Genomic DNA, 22333 nt, shown 5'->3' on the forward strand with positions numbered 1-22333 from the left:
TTTGATGCATCATCCGATCGATCCGCGTGTCACGCCGGTTGGATCATGCCCTGACGCTCGAGAAGGGGAGATGCCGCGCCATGGCGACCATTGCTTCCAAACTGGCCGAAACGGCGCAAAAGCCCGCGCGGCGCAGGGCGCTGCCGCCCGCCTTGCTGTCCTATCTGCAGGCGAGCCCGCTCGTCCTCATTCTCGGCTTCTTCTTTCTCCTGCCGATCCTCATGATCGCGGTCGTCAGCTTCTGGGATTACGACTTCGCCGGTCTCTATCCCGATTTTCTGACGATGAACTATGAGGAGACGCTCGGCTCCTGGATCACCTGGAAGACCTATCTCAACACGCTGAAATACACCGTCGTCGTCTGGGCGCTGACGCTGGCGATCGGCTTCTGGGTCGCCTACTTCCTCGCCTTCCATGTGCGCACGACGACGATGCAGATGCTGCTTTTCCTCGTCTGCACCGTGCCCTTCCTCACCTCCAACATCATCCGCATGATCTCCTGGATCCCTGTGCTCGGCCGCAACGGGCTGATCAACACGGCGCTGGTCGACATGGGGATCATCCCTGCGCCGATCGAATGGCTGCTCTATTCGGATTTCGCGGTGGTGCTGGCGCTGGTGCATCTCAACACGCTGTTCATGGTCACGCCGATCTTCAACACGCTGATGCGCATCGATCGCTCGCTGATCGAGGCGGCGCGTGACTGCGGCGCCACCGGCGGGCAGATTCTCTGGAACGTCATCCTGCCGCTCGCCAAGCCCGGCATCGCCATCGGCTCGATCTTCGTCGTCACGCTGACCATGGCGGATTTCTCCACAGTGCAGGTCATGTCCGGCGGGCAGAGCGCCTCCGTGGCGCTGATGATGAAGAACCAGATGTCGCTGCTGCAATATCCGGCCGCCGCCGCCAATGCGGTCGTCCTGCTCGTGGTCGTGCTGTTGATGGTCGCCGCCATCCTGCGCGTCGTCGATATCCGCAAGGAGCTTTGAGCCCATGAACCACGAGAAGCGCACCTTTGAATTCTATGTGCTCGCGGCCTTCTTCACCCTGTTCGTCCTCTTCCTCTACGGGCCGCTCTCGGCCGTGTTCATCCTGTCCTTCCAGGGGCCGAATGGCGGCCTGACCTTTCCGATGAACGGCGCCTCGCTGCACTGGTTCTTCAACCTGTTCGAAAAGCAGGCGGTCGGCGATTTCGGCGCCTCCTTCTCCCGCTCCCTGATGCTCGGGCTGATGGTCATGGTGGTCAATGTCGTGGTGTCGCTGATGGCGGGCCTCGCCTTCCGCCGGCGGTTCCCCGGTGCGACGCTTCTGTTCTACGGCACGGTGGCGAGCCTCGTCGTGCCCTCGATTATCATCTCGCTCGGCATCGGCGTGGTCTTCAACCAGCTGGGCCTGCAGCCGGCCTGGTATTCCTCGGCCTTCGGCGCCCATCTCACCTGGACGCTTCCCTTCGGCGTGCTGATCATGTTCGCGGTCTTCAACCGCTTCTCGCCCTCTTACGAAGAGGCCGCGCGCGACCTCGGCGCCACCTCCTGGCAGACCTTCCGCCACGTGCTGCTGCCGATGATCGCGCCCAGCCTGATCGGCGTCGGCCTGTTCGGCTTCACGCTGTCCTATGACGAATTCGCCCGCACGCTGATGACCTCGGGCACCTACAACACGCTGCCGCTGGAAATCTACGGCATGACCACCAATGTGACGACGCCGGTGCTCTATGCGCTCGGCACCGTCACCAGTCTCTTCTCTTTCAGCGTGATCCTCGTGGCGCTTCTGGTCATTCTCGGCCTGCGCCGCCGGGCTGCGCGCGCCTGACAAAGATCGGTTCCATGCGCATCCTGCTCGTCAATCCCAACACCACCGCCTCCATGACCGAGAAGGCGGCCGCGGCCGCCCGCGCCGTCGCGGCCCCCGGCACCGAGATCCTGGCGCGCACCTCCGCCATGGGCCCGGCCTCGATCGAGGGACATTATGACGGCGCCATGGCGCTGCCGGGCCTGCTGCAGGCGATCCGCGCCGGCGAGGCGGAGGGCGCGGATGCCGCGGTCATTGCCTGTTTCGACGATACCGGGCTTGATGCCGCCCGCGCGCTGGCCTCGATTCCCGTTCTGGGCCTGTGCGAATCCGCCCTGATGACGGCCGGTTTCCTCGCCCAGCGCTTCACCGTCGTCACCACGCTGGAGCGCTCGCGCGTGCTGATCGACAATCTCGCCCGCCATTATGGCATGGGCGCGCGGGCGCGGGTGCGCGCGGCGGATATTCCGGTTCTGGATCTCGAAGATTCCGGCTCGCACGCGCTGGGCCGTCTGACGGGCGAGATCGAGCGCGCGCTTAAGGAGGATGGCGCGGAAGCCATCGTGCTCGGCTGCGCCGGCATGGCCGATCTGGCGCTGAGGCTTCAAAACCAGTATGGCGTGCCCGTGGTCGATGGTGTCTCCGCCGCGATCAAGCAGGCCGAAGCGCTGGTGGCCCAGGGCCTGAAGACCAGCAAGCGTGGTTCCTATGCCGCACCGCTGCCCAAGGCCTATGCCGGCGCCATGAGTGCCTTCGCACCCTGAGCCAGAGTTTGGCCCGGCTCTGCTGCGCGGTTTCCCCGCGGCCGCCTCGCCAGCGCGCGGCGGTGATCGCTCCAATCTGCCGGTCGGCAGTCTGCCCCGGCGTTCAGCCCGTCGGGAACCCCAGTGGCATTGCCCTGCTGATGCTAGCCGGCGAATGATGCCGCGCTGCGACCTTGCTCCAGATCGAAACACGTGTTTCCCTTGACTTTACGGCAGTCAGCGCGATCTGCGGATAAAGCAGCAAAGACGGCAACGGTGGCGTAATGGGTAATGTCGCGTATGACGTGGCGGTCGTGGGTGCCGGTTTTTCCGGTTTGAGTGCCGCCAGGATCTGTCAGGCGGCGGGGCTCAGCGTCGTGGTTCTGGAGGCCCGGGACCGCGTCGGCGGCAAGGTCGAGCGCCACGAGGACCAAACCGGCAGGCTCTGGGATGGCGGCGGTCAGTTCGTCTGCCAGGATATGACCGAGCTGAACGCGCTCGTGCGGGACCTGGGCTTCGACACGGCCGAGACCCGTCTCTCCGGCGCCTATCGCTTTCACCCGCCGCACTCCGAAGCGCTGGTGGAGGCGGCCGACACGGCGAGCCAGGCGCTGCGCGCGCGGCTGCGGATGCTCGATCCCGAGGATCCTGCGCTGTCCGGCCTGAGCGTGGCGGATTGGCTGCAGAGCCGCCCAACCACGGAACTCGGCAAACAGGCCTTTCGCTCGATGATCGAAGGTCTCTGGTGCCGCCCCTTGCGGGAGATTCCGCTCTGGTTCCTTGCCTCCAACGACCGGCGCAACACCAATGAGGAAAACGAGCTGGCCCGCTTCCTTCCCGCCGGCATGCAGGCGCTGGCCGAGGCCATGGCCGAAGCGCTGGGGCCGGGAACGGTGCGGCTCCGGCAGCGGGCTCGCGCCATCCGCAGGGGCGAAGGTGTCAGCGAGATCCTGATGGATCAGGGCGAGGCGCTCTCGGCCCGCCAGGTGATCGTGGCCCTGCCGCCGGTCGTGGCCCGCGCGCTCGCCTTCGAGCCGGCCTTGCCGCCCGCGCTTCAGGGCGCGCTGGCCGCCTGGAGCAGCGCCAGCGTGGTCAAGCTCATGCTGCGCTACGCGACGCCCTTCTGGCGCAGCCAGGGGGCAAGCGGCATGGTGACGGCGCCGGGCTTTGGCTTCTTCAGCTGCGATGGCGGGCTGGCCTCAGAGCCGGAGGGTCGCCTGATCGTCTTTCTCGGCGGTCCGCTTGCGCGCGATTGGCAGGGGCGCGACGCGGCCGGCCAGCGCACGCTCGTGCTGGAGCGCCTGTCGGTGCTGGGGCCGGACGCCGCCCATCCGCTGGAGATCGCGGCGCGCCCCTGGATGGACGATCCCTTGAGCAGCGGCGGCTATGGCGATGTCATTACCGACAAGACGGCGCGCGATGCCGAGCGGCTTCTGCGCGCCGGCGCGGGCGATCTGCATTTTGCCTCGTCCGAACTCGCCATGGCTTTCCCCTGCTACATCGAGGGTGCGCTTCTGGCCGGGCGTGCCGCGGCGGCTGCAGCCGTGTCTGCTCTGGCGACCTTAGCTGGGGAAACGGGACGCTAGCGCGCCCGTCAAGGTCAGACCGTTCACGTTTGACAGGAAAAGGACAGGTTCGGCAGAGGACAGTGGTTCCGGCAGTCTGTCGCGCGCGTCAGGAGCCGGGCTGCATCGAAAAAGAAAAAGCAGGGAGGCTGTGCGTGGTTTGTCATCCAAACGCCATCCCGCAACGTACAAAACCGCCTGTCCAAGAACCTTCGTCGCGGTCGGCCTCTCCGAACCCGCGCCCAACACCGCCGTGACCTCATGAATCTCGCGCTTCAGCACAATTTGACCTCAGAAACCCTGGCCTATGCCTCGGACTCGGCCTTGTGCGATGCGTTGCAACAGGCGGCATTCAACTATTTTATTGACTACACCGATGCGCAAACCGGGCTCGTCGCCGATGCCTCCTCGCCGAATACGCCGTGCAGCATCGCCGCAACGGGCTTCGGTCTCGCCTGCCTGCCGGTCGCCGTCGAGCGCGGATGGATGACGCGGGACGCCGCGCTCGAGCGTGCGCTGACCACCCTGCGCTTCCTGGCGGGAAGCCGCCAAAGCCGCGATGCGGATGCCACGGGCTATCGTGGCTTCTTCTACCATTTCCTCGAGATGAAAACCGGCCTGCGGGCCTGGCGTTGCGAATTGTCGCTGATCGACACCGCGCTGCTTCTGGCCGGCGCTTTGACCGCCGCCGCCTATTTCCACCGAAGCGGGGGGGAGGCCGAACTGCGCGAGCTGGCGGACATGCTCTATGCCCGCGCCAATTGGCAATGGGCGGTGGACGGTGAGGGCGCGCTCGCGCTTGGCTGGAAACCGCGCACCGGCCTTCTGCCCTATCGCTGGGAGGGCTATAGCGAGGCGCTGATCCTCTATGTGATGGCGCTGGCCTCGCGCTCCTATCCCGCGCCGCCGGAGAGCTATCATCATTTCGCCCGGCGCTGCGACTGGCAGGAGATCGACGGCAAGCCGTTCCTCTATGCCGGACCGCTGTTCATCCACCTCTTCTCCCATGCCTTCATCGATTTTCGCGGCATCGCCGACGGCATGTGCCGCGATCAGGGCGTCGATCTGTTCCAGAACACGCAGACGGCCATCGCGGTGCAGCGCGACTATGCCACGCGCAATCCGCACGGATTCAAAGGCTATGGCGCCCATTGCTGGGGGCTGACGGCCTGCGACGGCCCGCAGCGCTCGCGCCGGCTGTTCGATGGACGACGGCTCGATTTCGCCGGCTATCTCGCCCGGGGCGCCCCGTTCGGTCCTGATGACGGCACGCTGGCCCCCTGGGCCCCGCTCGCCTGCCTTCCCTTCGCGCCGGATGCCGCCCTTGCCGGCACGCGCCATCTGCTCTCGACCTATCCGAATATCCTGCGCGACGGCCAGTTCCTCGGCAGCTTCAATCCCAGCGTTCCCGGTCCGGGCCCCGAAGGCTGGCTCGATGATCGCACCGTCGGCCTCGACCAGGGTCTTCTCGTGCTGATGCTGGAAAATCACCGGACCGGGCTCATCTGGGAGCTGATGCGCGGCATCCCGTTGATCCGCAGGGGCCTGGGTGTCGCCGGCTTCGAGGGGGGCTGGCTGGAGCAGGCGTAAGGTCGCTGCTCCGACTGGGTCTGCCGCCTTCTCCTGATCCTTGTTCTCACGCCAGATTCTTCTAAAAGCCGCTTCCCGCTTTCAGGTCCGATGCGCTAGCGGCCTTCCGCCACGGGCGGTGCGGCCGGGCCGGCGGGCAAGGCGTTGATGGTTTCGACGCGCGTCGTCCAGCGCAGCGCAGGAGAGAGCGGCCCGGCCGGAAGCGGCAGGGTCAGCACCAGCCGGAGATCGCGGCTTTCTTGAGGCGGCAGCCGGGCCAGAACGAGCGCATGATCCTCGCCGATCGGCCGGCAGGGCGAGGCCGCGCAATCTTCCAGGGCCGCGACAAAGGTGAAGTAATTGAGCACGGCATCGGAGCGGTTGGTCATCCGGCCGGTAACGATGAAATTGTTGATCGGCGTGCCCTGCGTGAAGACCAGCCCGTCAAGCTGCACCTGATCCGGGGTGATCGCCAGGCGCTGGCTGGGCCGCAGCGGCGGCTGAGGGTCGCGCGCGCTGCGCTGGTCGCCCGTTGCCCAGATGAGGAAGGCGGCCACCAGAACGATGGCGACGAGCACGCTCAGCACCGGCTCGGCCAGCCGCGCGAAGCGGCTTGAACGCAGCGCGCCATATACGATCGCCAATGCGACGACCGTCGCCAAAGCCCAAGCCATTCCGTCCCGTCTCCCCCGTGCAGGTCCTACCTCTTACAGTCTGTCCAATAATCGCCGTTGGCCGCCTGCAAATGGCAATTTCTGCGCTTCCGGTGCTCACGTACCTCAAGTACGCTGCGCTCCGGTTCTCGAAATCACCATTTTCGTCAGACCAACAGCAAGTCTTGAACAGACTGTGAGCCTTCATATAGGGCGAAGGGCGGGCCAGGCAAAACGCACGAAATCGAGAGATCAGCGTGTCTGCTCCAGGCTGATCCAGTAGGCGCCGTCAAAAGGCACGGCGGCGAAGCGGTCGTTTATCTCCCGCAGCGTGGCGGCGGGGTCCAGATCGGGGAAGAGATGGGGACGTAGCCATGTCGCGAAGGCTTCGGCCGCGACCACGTTGAGCGGCACGGCATTGAAGAAATTCCACAGGCCGTGCACCCGTCCGCTCCTCACGGCGGCGAGCTCTGCCAGGATCGGCGCCGATACGGCCTTCTTGAGGCTGTCGCGCGCCGTCTCCTCGGCCACGCCGGGGCCGATGACGACGTCGCTATAGCCGCCCGCAGGCGCGGAGGTGGCGATATAGACCTCGGGATTGGCCGCCAGCAGGAATTCCGCGCTGACCATGCCGCCCGGCGCCGGCAAGCCTTCGGCGACATTGCGTCCGCCGGCAAGCGTCAGAAAGGCGCCGAGACCGCCCGTGCCATAGGCGTAGCAGCAGCGGCCCGGATTGGGGAAGGCATCCATCAAGACACTCGGCCCCGGTGTATCCGCCCTGGCGACCCGCTCGCGGATGCGCGCGATGCGTTCCTCGAACAGGCGCGCGAAATCATCGGCCTGGCGCTCGCGATCGATCGCGCGGCCGAGCAGCCGCATGGCCTCCGGCGTCTTGTCCAGCGGCGCGCTGTTGAAATCCAGCACCAGCACGGGAACGCCGCTCTGTTCCAGCACCGTCATTGCCTGTTTCCCGGCATCGGTATCGGCCTGCCAGTTGGCGAGGATCGCCAGATCCGCGGGAATGGTCAAAAGGGTTTCGAGCGACAGGCCAGGGCCCGATCCGTCATCGATGCGCGACAAGCGGTCGAGGGCGGGGAATTTCGCGGCGAAGCGGGCATAGAGTTCCGGATTGTCGGCCTTCATGTCCTCAGACCAACCGGCCAGGCGCGAGACGGGATCGGGATCGACCAGCGACAGCGCGACCAGATGAAAACCAGTGCCAAGCAGGATCGCCTTGGGACGCGCGGGGATCGTGACGCTGCGCCCATGCGAATCGGTGAGGGTGACGGGATAGTCCGTGGCGCCGGCAGGGCGGGCGGCGAAGGCCAGCAGCGCCAGCAGGACAAGCGTTGCGGACAGGAAGCGGACGATGGTGCGAATGTCGGTCATGCCGTGGTCTCCAGAGCGCGTTTGCGCTGATCCGGCAGGGCGCAGAGTTCGCCGCAGCTTGCGACACCGGGCAGGAGATAGCGCAGGCAGCAGACCCGGCGGCGACAGAGCGGCGCGCCCTCGGGCCCGGGATCGTGGCGCAGGCAGCCGCGGAAGGGGTTGGCGCTGCCGTCCTTGAGCGTGGCCTCGACGAAGAGCGGGCGCGCGGCCCAACCGTGATCGGCGCTCGCTGCGCCGTCCGGCCGCGTGCGCGCCGTGGCGTTGAAGGCATAGTCGATATAGACGGCCGCATTGTTCCAGGCGAGCTTCGGCGCCAGGCCGCCATGGGCACTCATCAGCGCCACCGCCTCGCGCAGATGCGCGGTCACCAGCGGGGTCACGAGACCAGGCAGGTCCTCGATATCCGCCTCGCTGAGCGTGCCGGCGCCGTCGAGCCCGAAAGCGCGCGGCAGGCCATCCTCCCCAAGCGCGATCGTCATCGCCTCCAGCGAGACGGGCAGGGCCTGATGCGCCCGTCCGGCCACGACATAGGGAATGGTCAGCGCCGCGAAGTAATAGAGCGACCAGAAGGAGGCGAGCGCCCGCCGGTCGCAGGCGCCGCGCGCTTCCTCCATCCGGTCGATCGCCTGGGCAAAGGCGCCCGATCGGAAGAAGGCGCCGAGCGGCATCGCCTCCGGCAGATCCTCTGCGGCCAGCACTTTTTCCGCGCACCAGGCATGTTCGCCCGTGAACAGGGCAGACAGCGGCAGCGGCCCGAAAGCGTCGCCCGCGGCGGGATGTGCTGACCCGGTCATGGCACTACCAGCTGTATTTCAGCGAGCCGACGACCTTGCGGCCGGCGTCGCGGTAGCAGAAATCGGCCGAGCAGACGGCATCGCGCTGGTCGAAGAGATTGGTGGCGTTCACCTGCAGCTTCAGCCCCTCATATTTCTTGTCGATGGCGGCGAAGTCGTAATGCACGGCGGCATCGAACAGGGCGCGGGCGCTGTTGTGCAGCGTGTTGGTGTCGTTGCCATAGCTCTTGCCGATGAAGCGCACGCCGGCGCCGAAGCCCAGGCCCGCGGCAAAGCCATCCTCCGGCAGGGTGTAATCCGCCCACAGTGCCGCCATGTGCATCGGCACGGAGGAGACATGATTGCCGACCGTGCCCTCCGGCCCTTCGAGGATCTTCATGTCGGTATAGGTGTAGGAGGCGGTGACCGACAGGCCGTTGTCGAGCGTGGTCACGCCTTCCAGCTCGAAGCCGCGCGAGCGCAGCTTGCCGCGCTGGACCTGAATATTGGCCGGGCCCGATGGCAGGTTCACCACCTCGTAGTAAAGGCCGTTCTTCTGCTCGATGTTGAACAGCGCAGCGGTCAGAAGCGTGTTGAGATCGGGGATCAGATATTTGACGCCGACTTCCTGCTGTGTGCTCTCGGTCGGCTTGAAGGGGGCGCCGGTCTCCTGGTTCACGCCGGCATTGGGCGAGAAGGCGGTGGAATAGCTGGCATAGGGGGCGAGGCCGAAATCGAACTCGTAGGTCAGGCCGATGCGGCCGGAAAAGGCCTTGTCGGTCTGCTTCGTCGTGGTCACGGCGTTGGTGGCGAGCGTGGTGTTGTCCGTGTCGGTCTTCACCCAGTCATGCCGCCCGCCGAGCGTCAGCGTCCAGGCATCATAGCGGATCTGGTCCTGGACATAGGCGCCGAGCTGCCACTGGTCCTGATCGGTGCGGGTCTGGAAGGGGATGGGATCGACAGGCCGGCCCTTGGTCGGGTTGCGGGTGTCGAGCGGCGGGGAGACGCCATAGCCGTTCAGGCTCCTGTAGCGCAATTTGGTGTAGTCGAGACCGACGAGCAGCGTGTGATCGAGCGCGCCGGTATCGAAGCTGGCCTCGATCTGGTTGTCGATCACGCCCGCCGTCAGCCGCTCCTCGAAAGTGCCGGCGCTGGAATCCAGGAGCAGCGGATCGACGGCATTGGGCTGATAGGCAAAGGCCCAGTCGGCATCGGTCTTCAGCGTCGAGAGGCGGGCATTCTGGCGGAAGGTGAAGACATCGTTCAGGCGATGCTCGAACTCGTAGCCGATGCGCGCCTGATTCTGCACCGAATCGTTGAAGGCGGGATTGCCGGCGAAGAAATCCGAGACCTTGCCGGTGGTCGCGTCGTAATAATAGGCCGCCGTGCCGCCCGTCTTGATGCGCGAGACTTCGCCCAGCAGGGTGAAGCGGGTGTCCTCATCCGGCTTCCAGGTCAGCGCCGGGGCGAGATAGACACGGTCGTCGGGCACGCCGACCTGCTCGGTGTCGGCCGAGCGCGCCAGGCCGGTCATGCGGTAGGTCACCGGATCGCTCTCGTTCACCGGACCGGAGAAGTCGAACTGGCCCTGGATGCGATCCTGCGTGCCATATTGGATCTCGACCTCCCGCAGCGGCGTGTCCGTCGGCCGCTTGGTGATGAGATTGTAGAGCCCGCCGGCGCCGGAGGCGCCATAGAGCGCGGAGGAGGGGCCGCGCAGGATCGAGACGCCCTCCAGCCCATAGGGCTCGGTCTTGAACAGGGAGGAGCCGGCGCCCGGCTGGCGCAGATTGTCGCGGAAAATGCCGGTATAGGTCACGTCGAAGCCGCGCACCGTGAAGCTGTCGAAGCGCGGATCGAAGCCATAGCCGCCGACACGGGTGCCCGGCGTATAGGCCAGCGCGTCCGTCAGGGTCTGCGGATTGCGGTCTTCCAGCTGCGCCTGCGTGACCGAGGAGACCGATTGCGGCGTCTGCAGGAAGGGCGTGTCTACCTTGGTGCCTGTAGCGCTCGATGTGCCGACATAGCCATCCGCCGTGATCACCCCGCCGGATCCGCCCGAAGCCACGATCGTGTCGAGCATCGTGGAGCTTCCGGTCGCGTCCTGCATCGCCGTCGCACCGGCCTCCTGCGCCAGGGCCGTCCGGCAAAACGGGGTGAGCGTTGTGCCGGCCAGTGCGAGGATCAGAAGAGAGCGGGAAAGCGGCGTCAACGGCATGGCATGCGTCCTGAAGTCAAAGAAAGATGACTTCATGTATCAACTTTTATGCCAATGGAAAGAGAATTGTGGGTTTTTTAAGTCAAGTTTTTGGCCGTCCGCAAAGCTTTGTTCGCACTGGTTGTTTTCCCGGCACCGCGAGACAATTTTCGGTCTGTTTCAGCGTCTCCCATCGCGCCGCCTCTTGTCTTCCCGGGCGTTTGATGGTCGGCTCGTGCCTCTTCCCATGACAGTTTCAGGATCGGTCGATGCCCGTCAGCCCGTCACCCAGCGAAGCCGAGATTCTCGCCTTTCAGGCGATTTGCGATGGCTTCTACCCGCCGGATGCGGTTGACGCGCCGATCGATACGCAGCGGCGTTATTATGACGCGCTCTGCGCCCGATTCGATCAGCCGTCGCCGGCCGGGCTGCGGCGGGAGGAGGGCGCGGTCGGCGCCGTGCCGATCCGGCGCTATCATCCCGCCAACGTGCGCGGTCCGGCGCTGGTGCTCTATCTGCATGGGGGCGGATTCGTCGTCGGATCGCTCGACAGCCATGATGCGATCTGTGCCGAGCTTGCCGACCGCACGGGGCGGGAGGTGGTGGCGGTGGCCTATCGCCTGGCGCCGGAGCATGTCTGGCCGGCCGGTTTCGAGGATTGCCATGCCGTGCTGGAGAGCCTTCTCCAGGAAGAGCGGCCGCTGGTTCTGGCAGGCGATAGTGCCGGCGGCAATCTGGCGGCGGGCCTGGCGATTTCGGCGCGCGACCGTGGCCTGGCCGGCATCTGTGGACAGGCGCTGATCTATCCCGGCCTCGGCGGCGACCTGGTCTCCGGCTCCTATGCCGAGATGGCGGATGCCCCGGGCCTGACCACGGCCGATGTGCGCTATTATCGCGAGATCCTGAAAGCGCCCGAGGATCTGCCGGCAGCCATGCCGCTGCGGGCGCCATCTCTCGCCGGCCTGCCGCCCGCCTTCATCACGGCGGCGCATTTCGACCCGCTGCGCGACGATGCCCGGCTCTATGCCGGCCGGCTTGCGGCCGATGGCGTCGATGTCACCTTCCGCGAAGAGCGTCAGATGGTGCATGCCTGGCTGCGCGCCCGGCATATGAGCCCGGGCGCGAAGGCCGGCTTCTCGGCCCTCTGCGAAGGTCTTGCCGCGCTCTGCCAGCGCGGGGAGGCGGGCGGCGCCTGACGCCGCCCCTTTTTGCCGCTTATACGGTTTCCGGCTGATCGCTTCGCGAACCGAAAACAAGAACCAACGAAAATCTCTGGCCGGAAGGCCAGATTTTCGATGGAACGAATACGGTTTCCGGTCTGATCAACCGGAAACCGTATTACATCAGCGCCCGGGGGATGCGCTTTTCAAAGCGCTTGGCGAAGATCTCGCTGTCGCCCTCGAAGGCTGTCACCTCTGCCGAGGTCAGCCATTCGTCCCTGGTGCAGGCCAGCCGCGAGGTGGAGACCGTGCGGGCCGACCAGCCCTCGCGCTCCGTCACGCAGGTCCAGGTCGAAACGCCCGTCATCGACAGCGGGTCGCCTTGGGTGATCGACCAGCATTCCTCGCGCAGATCGCGGATGGCAAGCCCCGTGTCGGGATGGCGGAACAGGCCGGTATCCTCGACGATGATGTAGCGCGTGGTGCCGGTGGCCAAGTCCCGCTCGACGCGGCGCTCGGTGCGCCCGGGCGAAAGCTCGGTGTAATGCGGCAAGGGATCCGGATTTTCCGGCTCCGGCACGGTGATGCGCTCATGGTCGCCGAGGAGCGGCATGGCGAGGCCAAGCGTTGCGGCGTCGATCGTGATCCCGGCATCCTCCGGCGTCGGCAGGATCATCGGCCAATAGGCGGTGGACAGCGCGATGCGCAGCCTGTGGCCCTCGCCGATGCGATAGCCGCAGGCATCCAGCACCAGCCGCACGGTGATGGGCGCACCGGGAACGAGCGGCGTCGGCGCGGCATTGCCGTCGCGATGGCATAGGTTCAGCACGCCGAAGGTGATGCGCGTGGCCGCGCCATCGGGATGGAGATCGACCAGGCGGACGATGAGATTGGCCACGGGTGCATGCGGCGTCAGCGTCAGCGTCACCTCGGGACGGCCGAGATAGGCCTCGCCTTCCGCAAAGGGCTCGGTCTCGAAGGTCAGCGAGCCGGCATCGTCGAGCCGCTGGTCGCCGGCCATTTCCGCATCCGGCTTCAGGGTGAACCACTCGCCCGATTGTGTGCCGGTGTCGAGCGGGGAGCGCAGGAAGATCGCATGCGGCTGCGGATGCGGCACCGGCAGGCCCTGCGTCAGTGCGCCATAGGGGCCGACATGGAAGCTCTGCATCTCGGGCGCCTGCCAGTCCTGCTTGGCGATCCAGAAGCCGGGCTCCACCGCGCGGCGCAGCGCCGGACGCGGTCCGTCGAGAATGAAGGCGCGCATCTGCGGCAGCGCCTCGGCGCCATTGTCCTCGTCGCGCAGCCAGCGGTTCCACCAGGCAATCGCCTCGCCATGAAAGTCGGCGCGCGGCTTGGGCCAGGCGAAATGCGGATATTTGTGCACCCAGGGGCCGATCATCGCCTTGGCCTTGGGGCCGAGCCCTTCCACCGCCTTGATCGGCGTGTTGCGGTAGCCATCGGCCCAGCCGGCAATCACCAGAGCCGGCACGGGGAAGCCGTCGAAATCCTCGCAGATCGAGCCATGCTGCCAGAAGGCGTCGCGATGGGGATGGGCCAGCCATTCCTCCAGGAAGAAGGGCTCACCCTCCAGCCGCTCCAGCCACATCGCCTTCCAGGCGTCGCCCACAAGCGCCGGATCGGGCGAGCGGCTCTGATAGCCGAGCATGGTCGCCGCCCAGGAGAGCTGGGCGGAGAGATGGGTGCCGTCCTTGTAATGGATGTCGTCATTGTAGCGGTCGACGGTGGAGGCGATCGAGATCACGGCTTTCAGCGCCGGCGGCTTCAGCGCGGCCACCTGCAGGCAGTTGAACCCGCCCCAGGAAATGCCCATCATGCCCACCCTGCCGTTCGACCAGGGCTGGGCGGCGATCCATTCCACCAGTTCGTAGCCATCGGACAGTTCGCGCGGCGTATATTCGCCGTCGATCACGCCCTCGGATTCCCCCGAGCCCCTGATGTCCACGCGCACGCCGGCAATGCCGGCGGCGGCGAAGACCGGATAGGTCGATTCGTCGCGCAGGCTGGTGCCGCCCTGCTTGCGATAGGGCAGGTATTCCAGCACCGCCGGCACCGGGTCGTCCCCGGCATTGTCAGGCATCCAGATGCGCGCGGCGAGCCGCGTGCCGTCCTTCAGCCGGATCCATTCGTTCTCGATGACGGTGAAGCCGCGCGCGGACATAGGCAGTCTTTCCTTTCGATCGGACGGTCGGAGCGGGGCGGCTGGTGTCGCCGCCCCGTCAGGTTTGATCAACTCAGCTGTCGAACCAGAAGCGGCTGCCGATATAGCCATTGGACAGGTCGTTGCCGATGTCATCGACAAAGCCCTTGAGCTTGGAGGAGGCGGCCATGATGTAGTCGTTGAAGACGGGCAGGATCAGCCCGCCATCGTCGCGCACCATCAGCGCCATGTCGTGGTAGAGCGCCTTGCGCTTGGCCTCGTCCAGTTCGGAGCGCGCCTGCAAGAGCATCCTGTCGAACTCCGGCCGCTTGAAATGCGTGTCGTTCCACTCGGCGGTGGAGAGATAGGAGGTCGAATAGCGGCTGTCCTGCGTCGGCCGGCCGCCCCAGTAGGAGGCGCTGAAGGGCTGCACGTTCCAGACATTGGTCCAGTAGCCGTCTTCCGGCTCGCGGCGGATGTCGAGCGCGATCCCGGCCTTCTTGGCGCTTTCCTGGAACAGCACGGCCGCATCGACGGCGCCGGGGAAGGCGGCATCCGAAGTGCGCAGCAGGATCGGGCCGGAATGGCCCGACTTCTTGAAGTGGAAGGCGGCCTTGTCGGGATCATAGGCGCGCTGCTCGATGCCTTCGGGCGCGAGCGCGTAATTGCCGTTGACGGGATAGTCATTGCCGAGCGTGCCGAAGCCGCCGAGCACGCGGTCGAGGATCTGCTGCCGGTCGATGGCATATTTCAGCGCCAGGCGCAGGTCTTTGTTGTCGAAGGGCGCGGTGTCGCAGTGCATCAGGAAGCAATAGAAGCCCTTGCCCTGGGAGCGCAGGATTTCCACGCGCGGCGCGCGCTTGAGCAGCGGCACGGTCTTGGGATCGATCGTGTTGATGAAGTGCACCTGGCCGGAGGAGAGCGCGGCGATGCGGGCGGTGGCATCGTTCATCACGGTGATTTCCGCCGCATCGACGAAACCGCGATTGGACCGCCAGTCCGCCTTGTTCTTCTCGAACGTGGCGCGCACGCCCGGCTCGAAGCTCTTCAGCACGTAAGGACCGGTGCCGATGGCCGCCGTCGGCTTGTCGACGCCGCCCTTGGGCTGGACGATCAGGTGATAGTCGGTGAGAATTAGCGGCAGGTCGGCATTGCCTTCCGCCAGCGTCAGCACGAGATCGCCGGCCTTTTCCTCGATCGTCTTGATCGAGCGCAGCAGGCCGAGCGCGCCCGACTTGGACCCTTCGTCGGCATGGCGCTTCAAGGTGGCGACCACATCGCCCACCGTCATGGTGGCGCCGTCATGGAAGCGCACGTCCTTGCGGATCTTGAAGGTCCAGACCGAGGCATCGGGCGAGGATTCCCAGGAGGAGGCGAGCGCGGGTAGGGCCGCGCCGGTCTTCGGGTCGCTTTCGACCAGCGTGTCGCCCCAGAGGCGGCCGACGACGAAGAGCACGGAGGCGCTGTAGGTTGCGGGGTCGAGCGTGTCGGTCGCAGCACCCCCCTTCAGGCCCATCTTCAGCGTGCCGCCGCGCTTGGGCTCCTGCGCCCGCGCGGCACCCGGCAGAAGCAGGCCGGAGGCGGTGGCAGTCAGGCCAAGGCCCGCCGCGCCGCCGAGAAAACCGCGGCGCGTGACGCCGTTGAGAAAGTCGCTCATCATCGTTCCCTTCATCCTTGCCCGCCAGCCTTCAAGCCGTGCGGGATGCGCTTTGTTGCGGAAAAGGTAGTCGGCTGGGAGGGCCGCACAATTTCGCGAGTTGACGCGATCTGACGCGCGTTTACGCTAGGGGGCAAGCTGGAGCAGCCCGGCCTGCTTCAACACCATTCTTCGGCCCGATGACCTCAGATCCGTTCCTCGTCAATCTGCGCTTTGCCTGCACCACCCGGCGCTCCGTCTCCGACATCTGCCGGGCGATCGGGCTCAACCGGCAGCAGTTCAACCGCTATATTGCCGGCCAGTCGCGGCCGAGCCCGCACAATCTCGCGCGCATCGCCGCCTATTTCGGGGTGTCGGTGGCCGATTTCGCGCTGGAGCCCCGGCAGTTCGAGCTGCGCATTCTCAGCCCGGACCGAGACCGGTCCGAGGCGCGGCTGCTGCTTGACGGTTTTCCCGGCGACCTCCAGGTGCTGCGCCGGCATCTGGGCTATTACCAGACCTTCCACCTCTCGCCGTCATGGCCAGGCATGGTCGTGTCCTCCTGCACGCGCCTGTGGGAAGAGCGCGGCTCGGTGCGCATCAAGTCGATCGAGCGTATGCGGGACCCGGCCAACGAGATCATCCAGTTTTCCAAATATGTCGGCCTGGTCACCTGCTGGCGCAACCGGCTGTTCGTGGCCGAGCGCAGCGTCGGGCGCCAGCCGCTTTTGTCGCAGACCATCCTCGTGCCGTTCGAGGAGCATCAGCGCGTCTATCTGCGCGGCACGACCATGGGCGTCTCCTGGCGCAAGGGCAACATGCCCTATGCCTCGCGCATGATCTGGCGGGCGCTGGGCCAGGAGGTGGACAAACGCCAGATGCTGGCGCGCTGCGGCGTACTGGCGCCGAATGCGCGCAGCCTGCCGCCAACGGTTCGCCAGTTCCTGAGCGGGCCGGAGGCCGACGTGCTCTCGGTGATGGATGCGCCGAGGTGAGCGGTGCCGCCCGCATTGCGCTGAGAGCAGCGGGTTGAAAGCCAACGGCATGATCGATGATGCAATGGATTTGGTGGCGTCGGCCCCCTCATCTGCTTACCAGCATCCGACCGGGAACGAGCCACGGGTCTCGTCCCGTCCTTCGGACCCCCGTTGGGGAGAAGATGGCCCGAAGGGTCAGATGAGGGGGGCAAACGCACAAGCCTCTGTGCCGAGCCCGCCTCAGGGCCGCCCAATCCGCTAAATTTTCCCGCATCGCATCGATGCGAAAGCGGCCGGCATCGACCGGCTCGACTGTCAGTTCCCCGCGCTCTCCATCCGCCGCGTCGCCAGCACCTTTTCCAGCCAGCCGATTTCCATTTCCGGCACCGATTTCAAGAGGAGATCGGTATAGTCGTCGAAGGGAGGCGAGAGGGCAGTGGATTTCGGGCCGAAGCGTACCAGCCGGCCGCGATGCATCACCGCCACCGAATCGGCGATCGCCCGGACGATGGCGATGTCATGGGTGATGAAGACATAGGAGACATGCGTGTCTTCCTGCAGCTTCAGAAGCAGCTTCAGAATGCCTTCCGCCACCAGCGGGTCGAGTGCCGAGGTCGGCTCGTCGCAGAGGATCAGCTCCGGTCGGGCTGCCAGCGCGCGGGCAATCGCCACGCGCTGCTTCTGCCCGCCGGAAAGTTCGGCCGGATAGCGGTCGAGGAAGCGGTCGCCCATCTCGATCTGGTCGAGAAGCTGGCGCACGCGCTCGGTCTTTTTCGCGCCGTGGATGCCTTCATAGAAGGAGATGGGGCGGCCGATGATCTCGCGCACCGTCTGGCGCGGGTTCATCGCCGTATCGGCCATCTGGTAGATCATCTGGATGCGGCGCAGCTGTTCCTTGGAGCGGCCCTTGAGCGTGCGCGGCAGCTCGGCCCCGTCGAAGCGGATGCGGCCCTCGGTCGGCGGCAGGAGGCCGGTGATGACGCGGGCAAGCGTGGACTTGCCAGACCCGCTCTCGCCGACGATCGCCAGTGTCTGCCCTTTGGGCAGGGTCAGCGAGATGTCGTGCAGCACCTTGAAGCCATTGCCGTAGCTGGCGCTGACATGGTCGATGGTCAGCACGGGGCTCGACTGATCGACTGCTTCCGGCCGCGCCGTCTGGCGCACGCTGACGAGCGCGCGGGTATAGTCCTCGCGCGGGGCCTCGATGATCTGGCGGGTGCTGCCATATTCGACAGTCTTGCCATGGCGCAGCACCATGATGTCGTCGGCGATCTGGGCGACGACGGCGAGATCATGGGTGATGTAGAGCGCGGCGGTGTGCGTTTCCTCGATCGCGTGCTTGATCGCGGCCAGCACGTCGATCTGCGTGGTCACGTCGAGCGCCGTGGTCGGCTCGTCGAAAACGATCAGCTCCGGGTTCGGGCAGAGCGCCATGGCGGTCATCGCCCGCTGCAACTGCCCGCCCGAGACCTGATGCGGAAAGCGCTTGCCGAAGGTTTCGGGATTGGGCAGGCCGAGGATGGTGAAGAGATGAAGCGCGCGCTTTTCCGCCTCCGCCCGGCTCATGATGCCGTGGCGCAGGCTCGCCTCGATCACCTGTTCGCCCAGCCTGTGGGCCGGGTTGAAGGCGGCCGCGGCCGATTGCGCGACATAGCAGACCTTGGACCCGCGCAAGCCCCGGATGCCGGCGCGGCCGAGCGCGAGGATATCCGTGCCGTTGAGCTTCACCTCGCCGCCGGTGATGCGTGCGCCGCCGCGGCCATAGGCAAGGGCAGACAGGCCGATCGTGGATTTGCCGGCCCCGGATTCGCCGATCAGGCCGAGCACCTTGCCCTTTTCGACGGAGAAGGACACGCCATCCACCAGCGTCACCGTCTTCGGCGCCTCGCCGGGTGCATAGCTGGTGGCCTCGATCCTGAGGCCGTTGACGCTCAGAAGCTCAGGCATCGCCGCGCCCTCCCTTGAGGCTCGAGGTGCGTTTCATCATCCAGTCGACCACGAGGTTGACGGAGACGGCGAGGGCGGCGATGGCCGCGCCCGGCACCAGTGCCGCCGAAATGCCGAAGATGATGCCGTCCTTGTTGTCTTTGACCATGCCGCCCCAGTCGGCGGCCGGCGGCTGGATGCCGAGGCCGAGGAAGGAGAGCGTGGACAAAAACAGGATCGAGAAGGCGAAGCGCAGGCCGAATTCGGCGAGCAGCGGCGAGAGCGTGTTGGGCAGGATCTCGCGGAAGATGATCCAGAGGTGGCCCTCGCCGCGCAGGCGCGCCGCTTCCACGAATTCCATCACCGCGACATCCAGCGCCACGGCCCGGCCGATGCGGAAGACGCGGGTGCTGTCGAGCACGGCCATGACCAGGATCAGGATCCAGAGATGCTGCGGCAGCACCGCCAGCACCACCAGCGCGAAGATCAGCGTGGGGATCGCCATCATCAGATCGTTGAAGCGGGAGAAGAGCTGGTCGATCAGGCCGCCGGTGACGGCGGCGGTAAAGGACAGCGCCATGCCGAGCGAGAAGGAGAGCACGGTGGCCGCCAGCGCCACCAGAATGGTGGTGCGCGCGCCGAAGATCAGGCGTGACAGGAGATCGCGGCCGAGATTGTCGGTGCCGAGCAGGAAGTCGCCGCCGGCTGGAAGCCAGACATCGCCCACCACCTGCGTCTCGCCATAGGGCGCGATGAAGGGGGCGAAGAGGGCGCAGACGAGCGCGAGCGCGATGCCGGCCATGCCGATCCAGGCGCTGATGGGAACGCTGGCAAGCCTCATCGCGGATGCCTCAGTCGGGGATTGGCGAGAATGGCGATGATATCGGCCGCCATGTTGAGGAAGATGTAGAAGGCGGCGAAGATCAGGCCGCAGGCCTGCACCACCGGCATGTCGCGCACCGTCACGGCATCCACCATGTACTGGCCCATGCCGGGATAGACGAACACCACCTCGACCACGACGACGCCGACGACGAGATAGGCGAGGTTGAGCGCGATGACGTTGACGACGGGGGCAACGGCATTGGGCGCGGCATGGCGGGCGATGATGCGGAAGGCGGACAGACCCTTAAGCTCCGCCGTCTCGACATAGGCCGAGGACATGACGTTGAGGATCGCTGCCCGGGTCATGCGCATCATATGGGCAAGCACCACCAGCACCAGCGTCGCCACCGGCAGCGCGATGGCCGAGAGACGGTCGAGAAAGCCCATCCCGTCATAGACGGTGGCCGGGAAGGTCGCCACGCCATATTGCACGGCGAAGACCATGATCAGGAGGTAGCCGACGAAGAATTCGGGCAGCGAGATCGCCGCCAGCGAAACGATGTTGATGATCTTGTCCGGCAGCCGGTTGCGATATTGCACGGCAAGCATGCCGAGCCCGACAGCGAGCGGGATCGAGACGAGCGCCGCGAAGAAGGCGAGGAACAGGGAATTGCCCAGCCGCTTGCCGATCTGCTCGGAGACCGAATTGCGGCTCGCCCAGGACGTGCCGAAATCGCCCTGCAGCGCGCCGCCGAGCCATTCGAAATAGCGGGTGGTCACCGGCCGGTCGAGGCCGAGATCGGCCCGGATGTTGGCGACGGCCTGCGGCGTTGCCGACTGGCCGAGATAGGTGGTGGCGAAATCGCCAGGCAGGGCTTCGATCCCGCCGAAGATCATCACCGAGACGGCAAAGAGCAGGGCGACGGACAGGCCGAGCCGCTGCAGGATCAGCCCGGCCAGCGGATGGCGCCGCACGAAGCGGCGCCATGCATTGGGACCAGACATGGAAGGACCAGACAGAGGGGAACCGGAGACCGGCGCGGAGGGGTCGGCTGGCGTGGCGGGCGGGATACCCCCCGCCGCCAGACCGCCGGTTGCCGCATCATGGACCGGCGCTGCCGGCTGGCCTGCCGCCGCCATCAGGCGTCGAGCCAGACGCGGGTTGCGACATAGCCGTTCGACATGTCGTTGCCGATGTCGTGGACATAGCCTTTGACCTTTTTGGAGGAGGCGTTCACGAAGTCGTTGAACATCGGCAGGATCAGGCCGCCCTCGTCGCGCACCATCATCGCCATGGTGCGGTACATGTCCTTGCGCTTGGCCTCGTCGAGTTCGGCGCGGGCTTCCAGCAGGATCTTGTCGAAATCCGGACGCTTGAAGCGCGTGTCGTTCCAATCGGCCGTGGAGAGATAGGCGGTGGAATACATCTGGTCCTGCGTCGGCCGGCCGCCCCAGTAGGAGGTGGAGAAGGGCTGGACGTTCCAGACATTCGACCAGTAGCCGTCGCCCGGTTCGCGCTTGATGTCGATGGCGATGCCGGCCTTCTTGCAGCTTTCCTGATAAAGCACGGCGGCATCGACCGCGCCGGGGAAGGCAACTTCGGACGTGCGCAGCAGCACCGAGCCGGAATGGCCGGATTTCTTGTAGTGGAAGGAGGCCTTGTCCGGATCATAGACCCGCTGCTCGATCCCCTCGGGGAACAGCGCATAGGTGGAATTGATCGGGAAATCATTGCCGACCTTGCCGTAGCCGCCGAGCACCTTCTGCACCATGGTCTCGCGGTCCATGGCATATTTCAGCGCCAGGCGCAGGTCGTTATTGTCGAACGGCGCCTTGTCGCAATGCATGATGAAGACGTAATGGCCGCGCCCTGACGTGGAGAGGATCTCGACCGTCGGTGCGCGCTTCAGGAGGCTCACCGTCTTGGGATCGACGCGGTTGATGAAATGCACCTGGCCGGAGGAGAGCGCGGCGACGCGGGCGGTCGCGTCGTTCATGTTGATGATTTCGATGCTGTCGACATAGCCGCGGTCTGAGCGCCAGTCGTCCTTGTTGCGCTCGAAGGTGGCGCGCACGCCCGGTTCGAAAGTCAGGAGCTTGTAGGGTCCGGTGCCGATCGAGGCGAAGGGATCGTCATAGCCGCCATTCGGCTGGATCACGAGATGGTAGTCGGTCAGGAGGAGCGGCATGTCGGCATTGCCTTCGCTCAGCGTCAGCACGACATTGTCGCCATCGGCCTTGATCTCCTTGATCGACTTGACCACGCCGAGCGCACCGGATTCCGACTTCGCGTCGGTGTGGCGCTGCAGGGTCTTGACCACGTCCTCGACCGTCAGCTCCTTGCCATTGTGGAACGTGACGCCCTTGCGGATCTTGAAGGTCCAGGTGGCGGCGTCAGCGGAGGGCTCCCAGCTTTCGGCGAGCGCGGGCACGGCCGCACCCGTGGTGGGGTGGGACTCCACCAGCATGTCGCCCCAGCAGCGGCCGACGCAGAACATGATCTGCGATAGAAATTTCGCCGGGTCCTTGCTGTCGGTGGCCGAGCCGCCTTCCAGGCCGAGCTTCAGGTGGCCGCCGCGCTTGGGCTCCTGCGCTTCAGCCGCCGTGGAAAACAGCGTGCCTGCCGTCGTGGCCGCCAGGCCGGCGGCTGCGGCGCGACCCATGAATTCGCGGCGGTTCATCGCGCCGAGCGTCACCTGGTTTTTCAGGTAGCGTGTCCAGTCGTTCATCTGCATTCCCCTCGTTCAGCCGCTTCGGGCTTTTTCTATGATAATCCGGCCTCTTTCGGGCCGGTCGCTTCAGTCCGACGGTTGCTCCCCCTGCCGGAACGCTGTGGCGCGTGATGCGTGGCGGCCTGCGAAGGGATGTGTCTCCCTTCAGCGTCAGGCCGTGGTCACATCGGCCCATCCGCCGCTTCTCAGCGGTACATTCCCTGCCGATGGCCTGGCTGTGCCGGCTCTGTCTTGCAACG

Annotated in this window: 17 protein-coding genes; 7 read left to right on the plus strand and 10 right to left on the minus strand. The window is 65.9% G+C overall.

Annotated features, from left to right (window positions below; all coding sequences use genetic code 11):
- Window positions 1–80: 80 nt before the first annotated feature.
- From BJF92_RS04065 to BJF92_RS04085, 5 genes are all read left to right on the plus strand, one after another.
- Window positions 81–989 carry an ABC transporter permease gene (locus tag BJF92_RS04065; RefSeq protein ID WP_075633500.1) on the plus strand — a complete coding sequence of 303 codons (909 nt, stop codon included), beginning with the start codon at window positions 81–83 and terminating at the stop codon, window positions 987–989.
- A gap of 4 nt (window positions 990–993) precedes the next feature.
- Window positions 994–1812 carry an ABC transporter permease gene (locus tag BJF92_RS04070; protein ID WP_075633501.1) on the plus strand — a complete coding sequence of 273 codons (819 nt, stop codon included), beginning with the start codon at window positions 994–996 and terminating at the stop codon, window positions 1810–1812.
- Between the two features lie 14 nt (window positions 1813–1826).
- Window positions 1827–2555: an aspartate/glutamate racemase family protein gene (locus BJF92_RS04075; RefSeq protein ID WP_075633502.1), complete on the plus strand. Its 729-nt coding sequence runs from the start codon at window positions 1827–1829 to the stop codon at window positions 2553–2555.
- A 263-nt stretch (window positions 2556–2818) separates the two neighbouring features.
- Window positions 2819–4120, plus strand: coding sequence for a flavin monoamine oxidase family protein (locus tag BJF92_RS04080; RefSeq protein ID WP_075633503.1), 1302 nt, complete (start codon window positions 2819–2821; stop codon window positions 4118–4120).
- A gap of 240 nt (window positions 4121–4360) precedes the next feature.
- On the plus strand, window positions 4361–5689 hold the full coding sequence (locus BJF92_RS04085) for a glucoamylase family protein (protein ID WP_075633504.1): 1329 nt from the start codon (window positions 4361–4363) through the stop codon (window positions 5687–5689).
- A gap of 95 nt (window positions 5690–5784) precedes the next feature.
- On the opposite strand, the gene BJF92_RS04090 is transcribed toward BJF92_RS04085, so the two are convergent.
- The 4 genes from BJF92_RS04090 to BJF92_RS04105 all read right to left on the minus strand — a co-directional run bounded on the left by BJF92_RS04090 (window position 5785) and on the right by BJF92_RS04105 (window position 10701).
- Window positions 5785–6342, minus strand: a complete 558-nt coding sequence (locus tag BJF92_RS04090; RefSeq protein ID WP_139790451.1) for a hypothetical protein — start codon at window positions 6340–6342, stop codon at window positions 5785–5787.
- A gap of 231 nt (window positions 6343–6573) precedes the next feature.
- On the minus strand, window positions 6574–7710 hold the full coding sequence (locus BJF92_RS04095) for an ABC transporter substrate-binding protein (protein WP_075633506.1): 1137 nt from the start codon (window positions 7708–7710) through the stop codon (window positions 6574–6576).
- Window positions 7707–8504: a siderophore-iron reductase FhuF gene (gene fhuF, locus BJF92_RS04100; RefSeq protein WP_075633507.1), complete on the minus strand. Its 798-nt coding sequence runs from the start codon at window positions 8502–8504 to the stop codon at window positions 7707–7709. Before fhuF ends, BJF92_RS04095 begins: the two co-directional genes overlap by 4 nt.
- A 4-nt stretch (window positions 8505–8508) precedes the next feature.
- Entirely contained in the window at window positions 8509–10701 is a 2193-nt protein-coding gene (locus BJF92_RS04105) for a TonB-dependent siderophore receptor (protein ID WP_075633508.1), read from the minus strand.
- A gap of 248 nt (window positions 10702–10949) precedes the next feature.
- Here BJF92_RS04105 and BJF92_RS04110 point away from each other — a divergent pair, with 248 nt between their 5' ends.
- Complete coding sequence (locus BJF92_RS04110; RefSeq protein WP_075633509.1) at window positions 10950–11876, plus strand: alpha/beta hydrolase; 927 nt, start codon at window positions 10950–10952, stop codon at window positions 11874–11876.
- A gap of 142 nt (window positions 11877–12018) precedes the next feature.
- On the opposite strand, the gene BJF92_RS04115 is transcribed toward BJF92_RS04110, so the two are convergent.
- Window positions 12019–14019: a CocE/NonD family hydrolase gene (locus BJF92_RS04115; protein WP_075633510.1), complete on the minus strand. Its 2001-nt coding sequence runs from the start codon at window positions 14017–14019 to the stop codon at window positions 12019–12021.
- A gap of 73 nt (window positions 14020–14092) precedes the next feature.
- Entirely contained in the window at window positions 14093–15655 is a 1563-nt protein-coding gene (locus BJF92_RS04120; protein WP_078057870.1) for an ABC transporter substrate-binding protein, read from the minus strand.
- Between the two features lie 179 nt (window positions 15656–15834).
- Here BJF92_RS04120 and BJF92_RS04125 point away from each other — a divergent pair, with 179 nt between their 5' ends.
- Window positions 15835–16629 carry a helix-turn-helix domain-containing protein gene (locus BJF92_RS04125; protein ID WP_075633512.1) on the plus strand — a complete coding sequence of 265 codons (795 nt, stop codon included), beginning with the start codon at window positions 15835–15837 and terminating at the stop codon, window positions 16627–16629.
- Window positions 16630–16926: 297 nt separating this feature from the next.
- Here the strand turns inward: BJF92_RS04125 and BJF92_RS04130 are convergent, their stop codons facing one another.
- Genes BJF92_RS04130 through BJF92_RS04145 form a run of 4 tightly spaced genes read right to left on the minus strand, consistent with a single transcriptional unit; the run spans window position 16927 to window position 22091 of the window.
- Window positions 16927–18558 carry an ABC transporter ATP-binding protein gene (locus tag BJF92_RS04130; RefSeq protein WP_075633513.1) on the minus strand — a complete coding sequence of 544 codons (1632 nt, stop codon included), beginning with the start codon at window positions 18556–18558 and terminating at the stop codon, window positions 16927–16929.
- Window positions 18551–19378 (minus strand): ABC transporter permease, encoded by an 828-nt coding sequence (locus BJF92_RS04135; protein WP_075633514.1) that lies wholly within the window; start codon window positions 19376–19378, stop codon window positions 18551–18553. Before BJF92_RS04135 ends, BJF92_RS04130 begins: the two co-directional genes overlap by 8 nt.
- Entirely contained in the window at window positions 19375–20502 is a 1128-nt protein-coding gene (locus tag BJF92_RS04140) for an ABC transporter permease (protein ID WP_198931521.1), read from the minus strand. The genes BJF92_RS04135 and BJF92_RS04140 overlap by 4 nt, the downstream gene beginning before the upstream one ends.
- The gene (locus tag BJF92_RS04145) at window positions 20502–22091 is read right to left on the minus strand and encodes an ABC transporter substrate-binding protein (RefSeq protein WP_075633920.1); all 1590 of its coding nucleotides are present in this window, start codon (window positions 22089–22091) and stop codon (window positions 20502–20504) included. Before BJF92_RS04145 ends, BJF92_RS04140 begins: the two co-directional genes overlap by 1 nt.
- Window positions 22092–22333: the final 242 nt, after the last annotated feature.

This window comes from Xaviernesmea rhizosphaerae (genome assembly GCF_001938945.1).
GTDB classification, from domain to species: Bacteria; Pseudomonadota; Alphaproteobacteria; order Rhizobiales; family Rhizobiaceae; genus Xaviernesmea; species Xaviernesmea rhizosphaerae.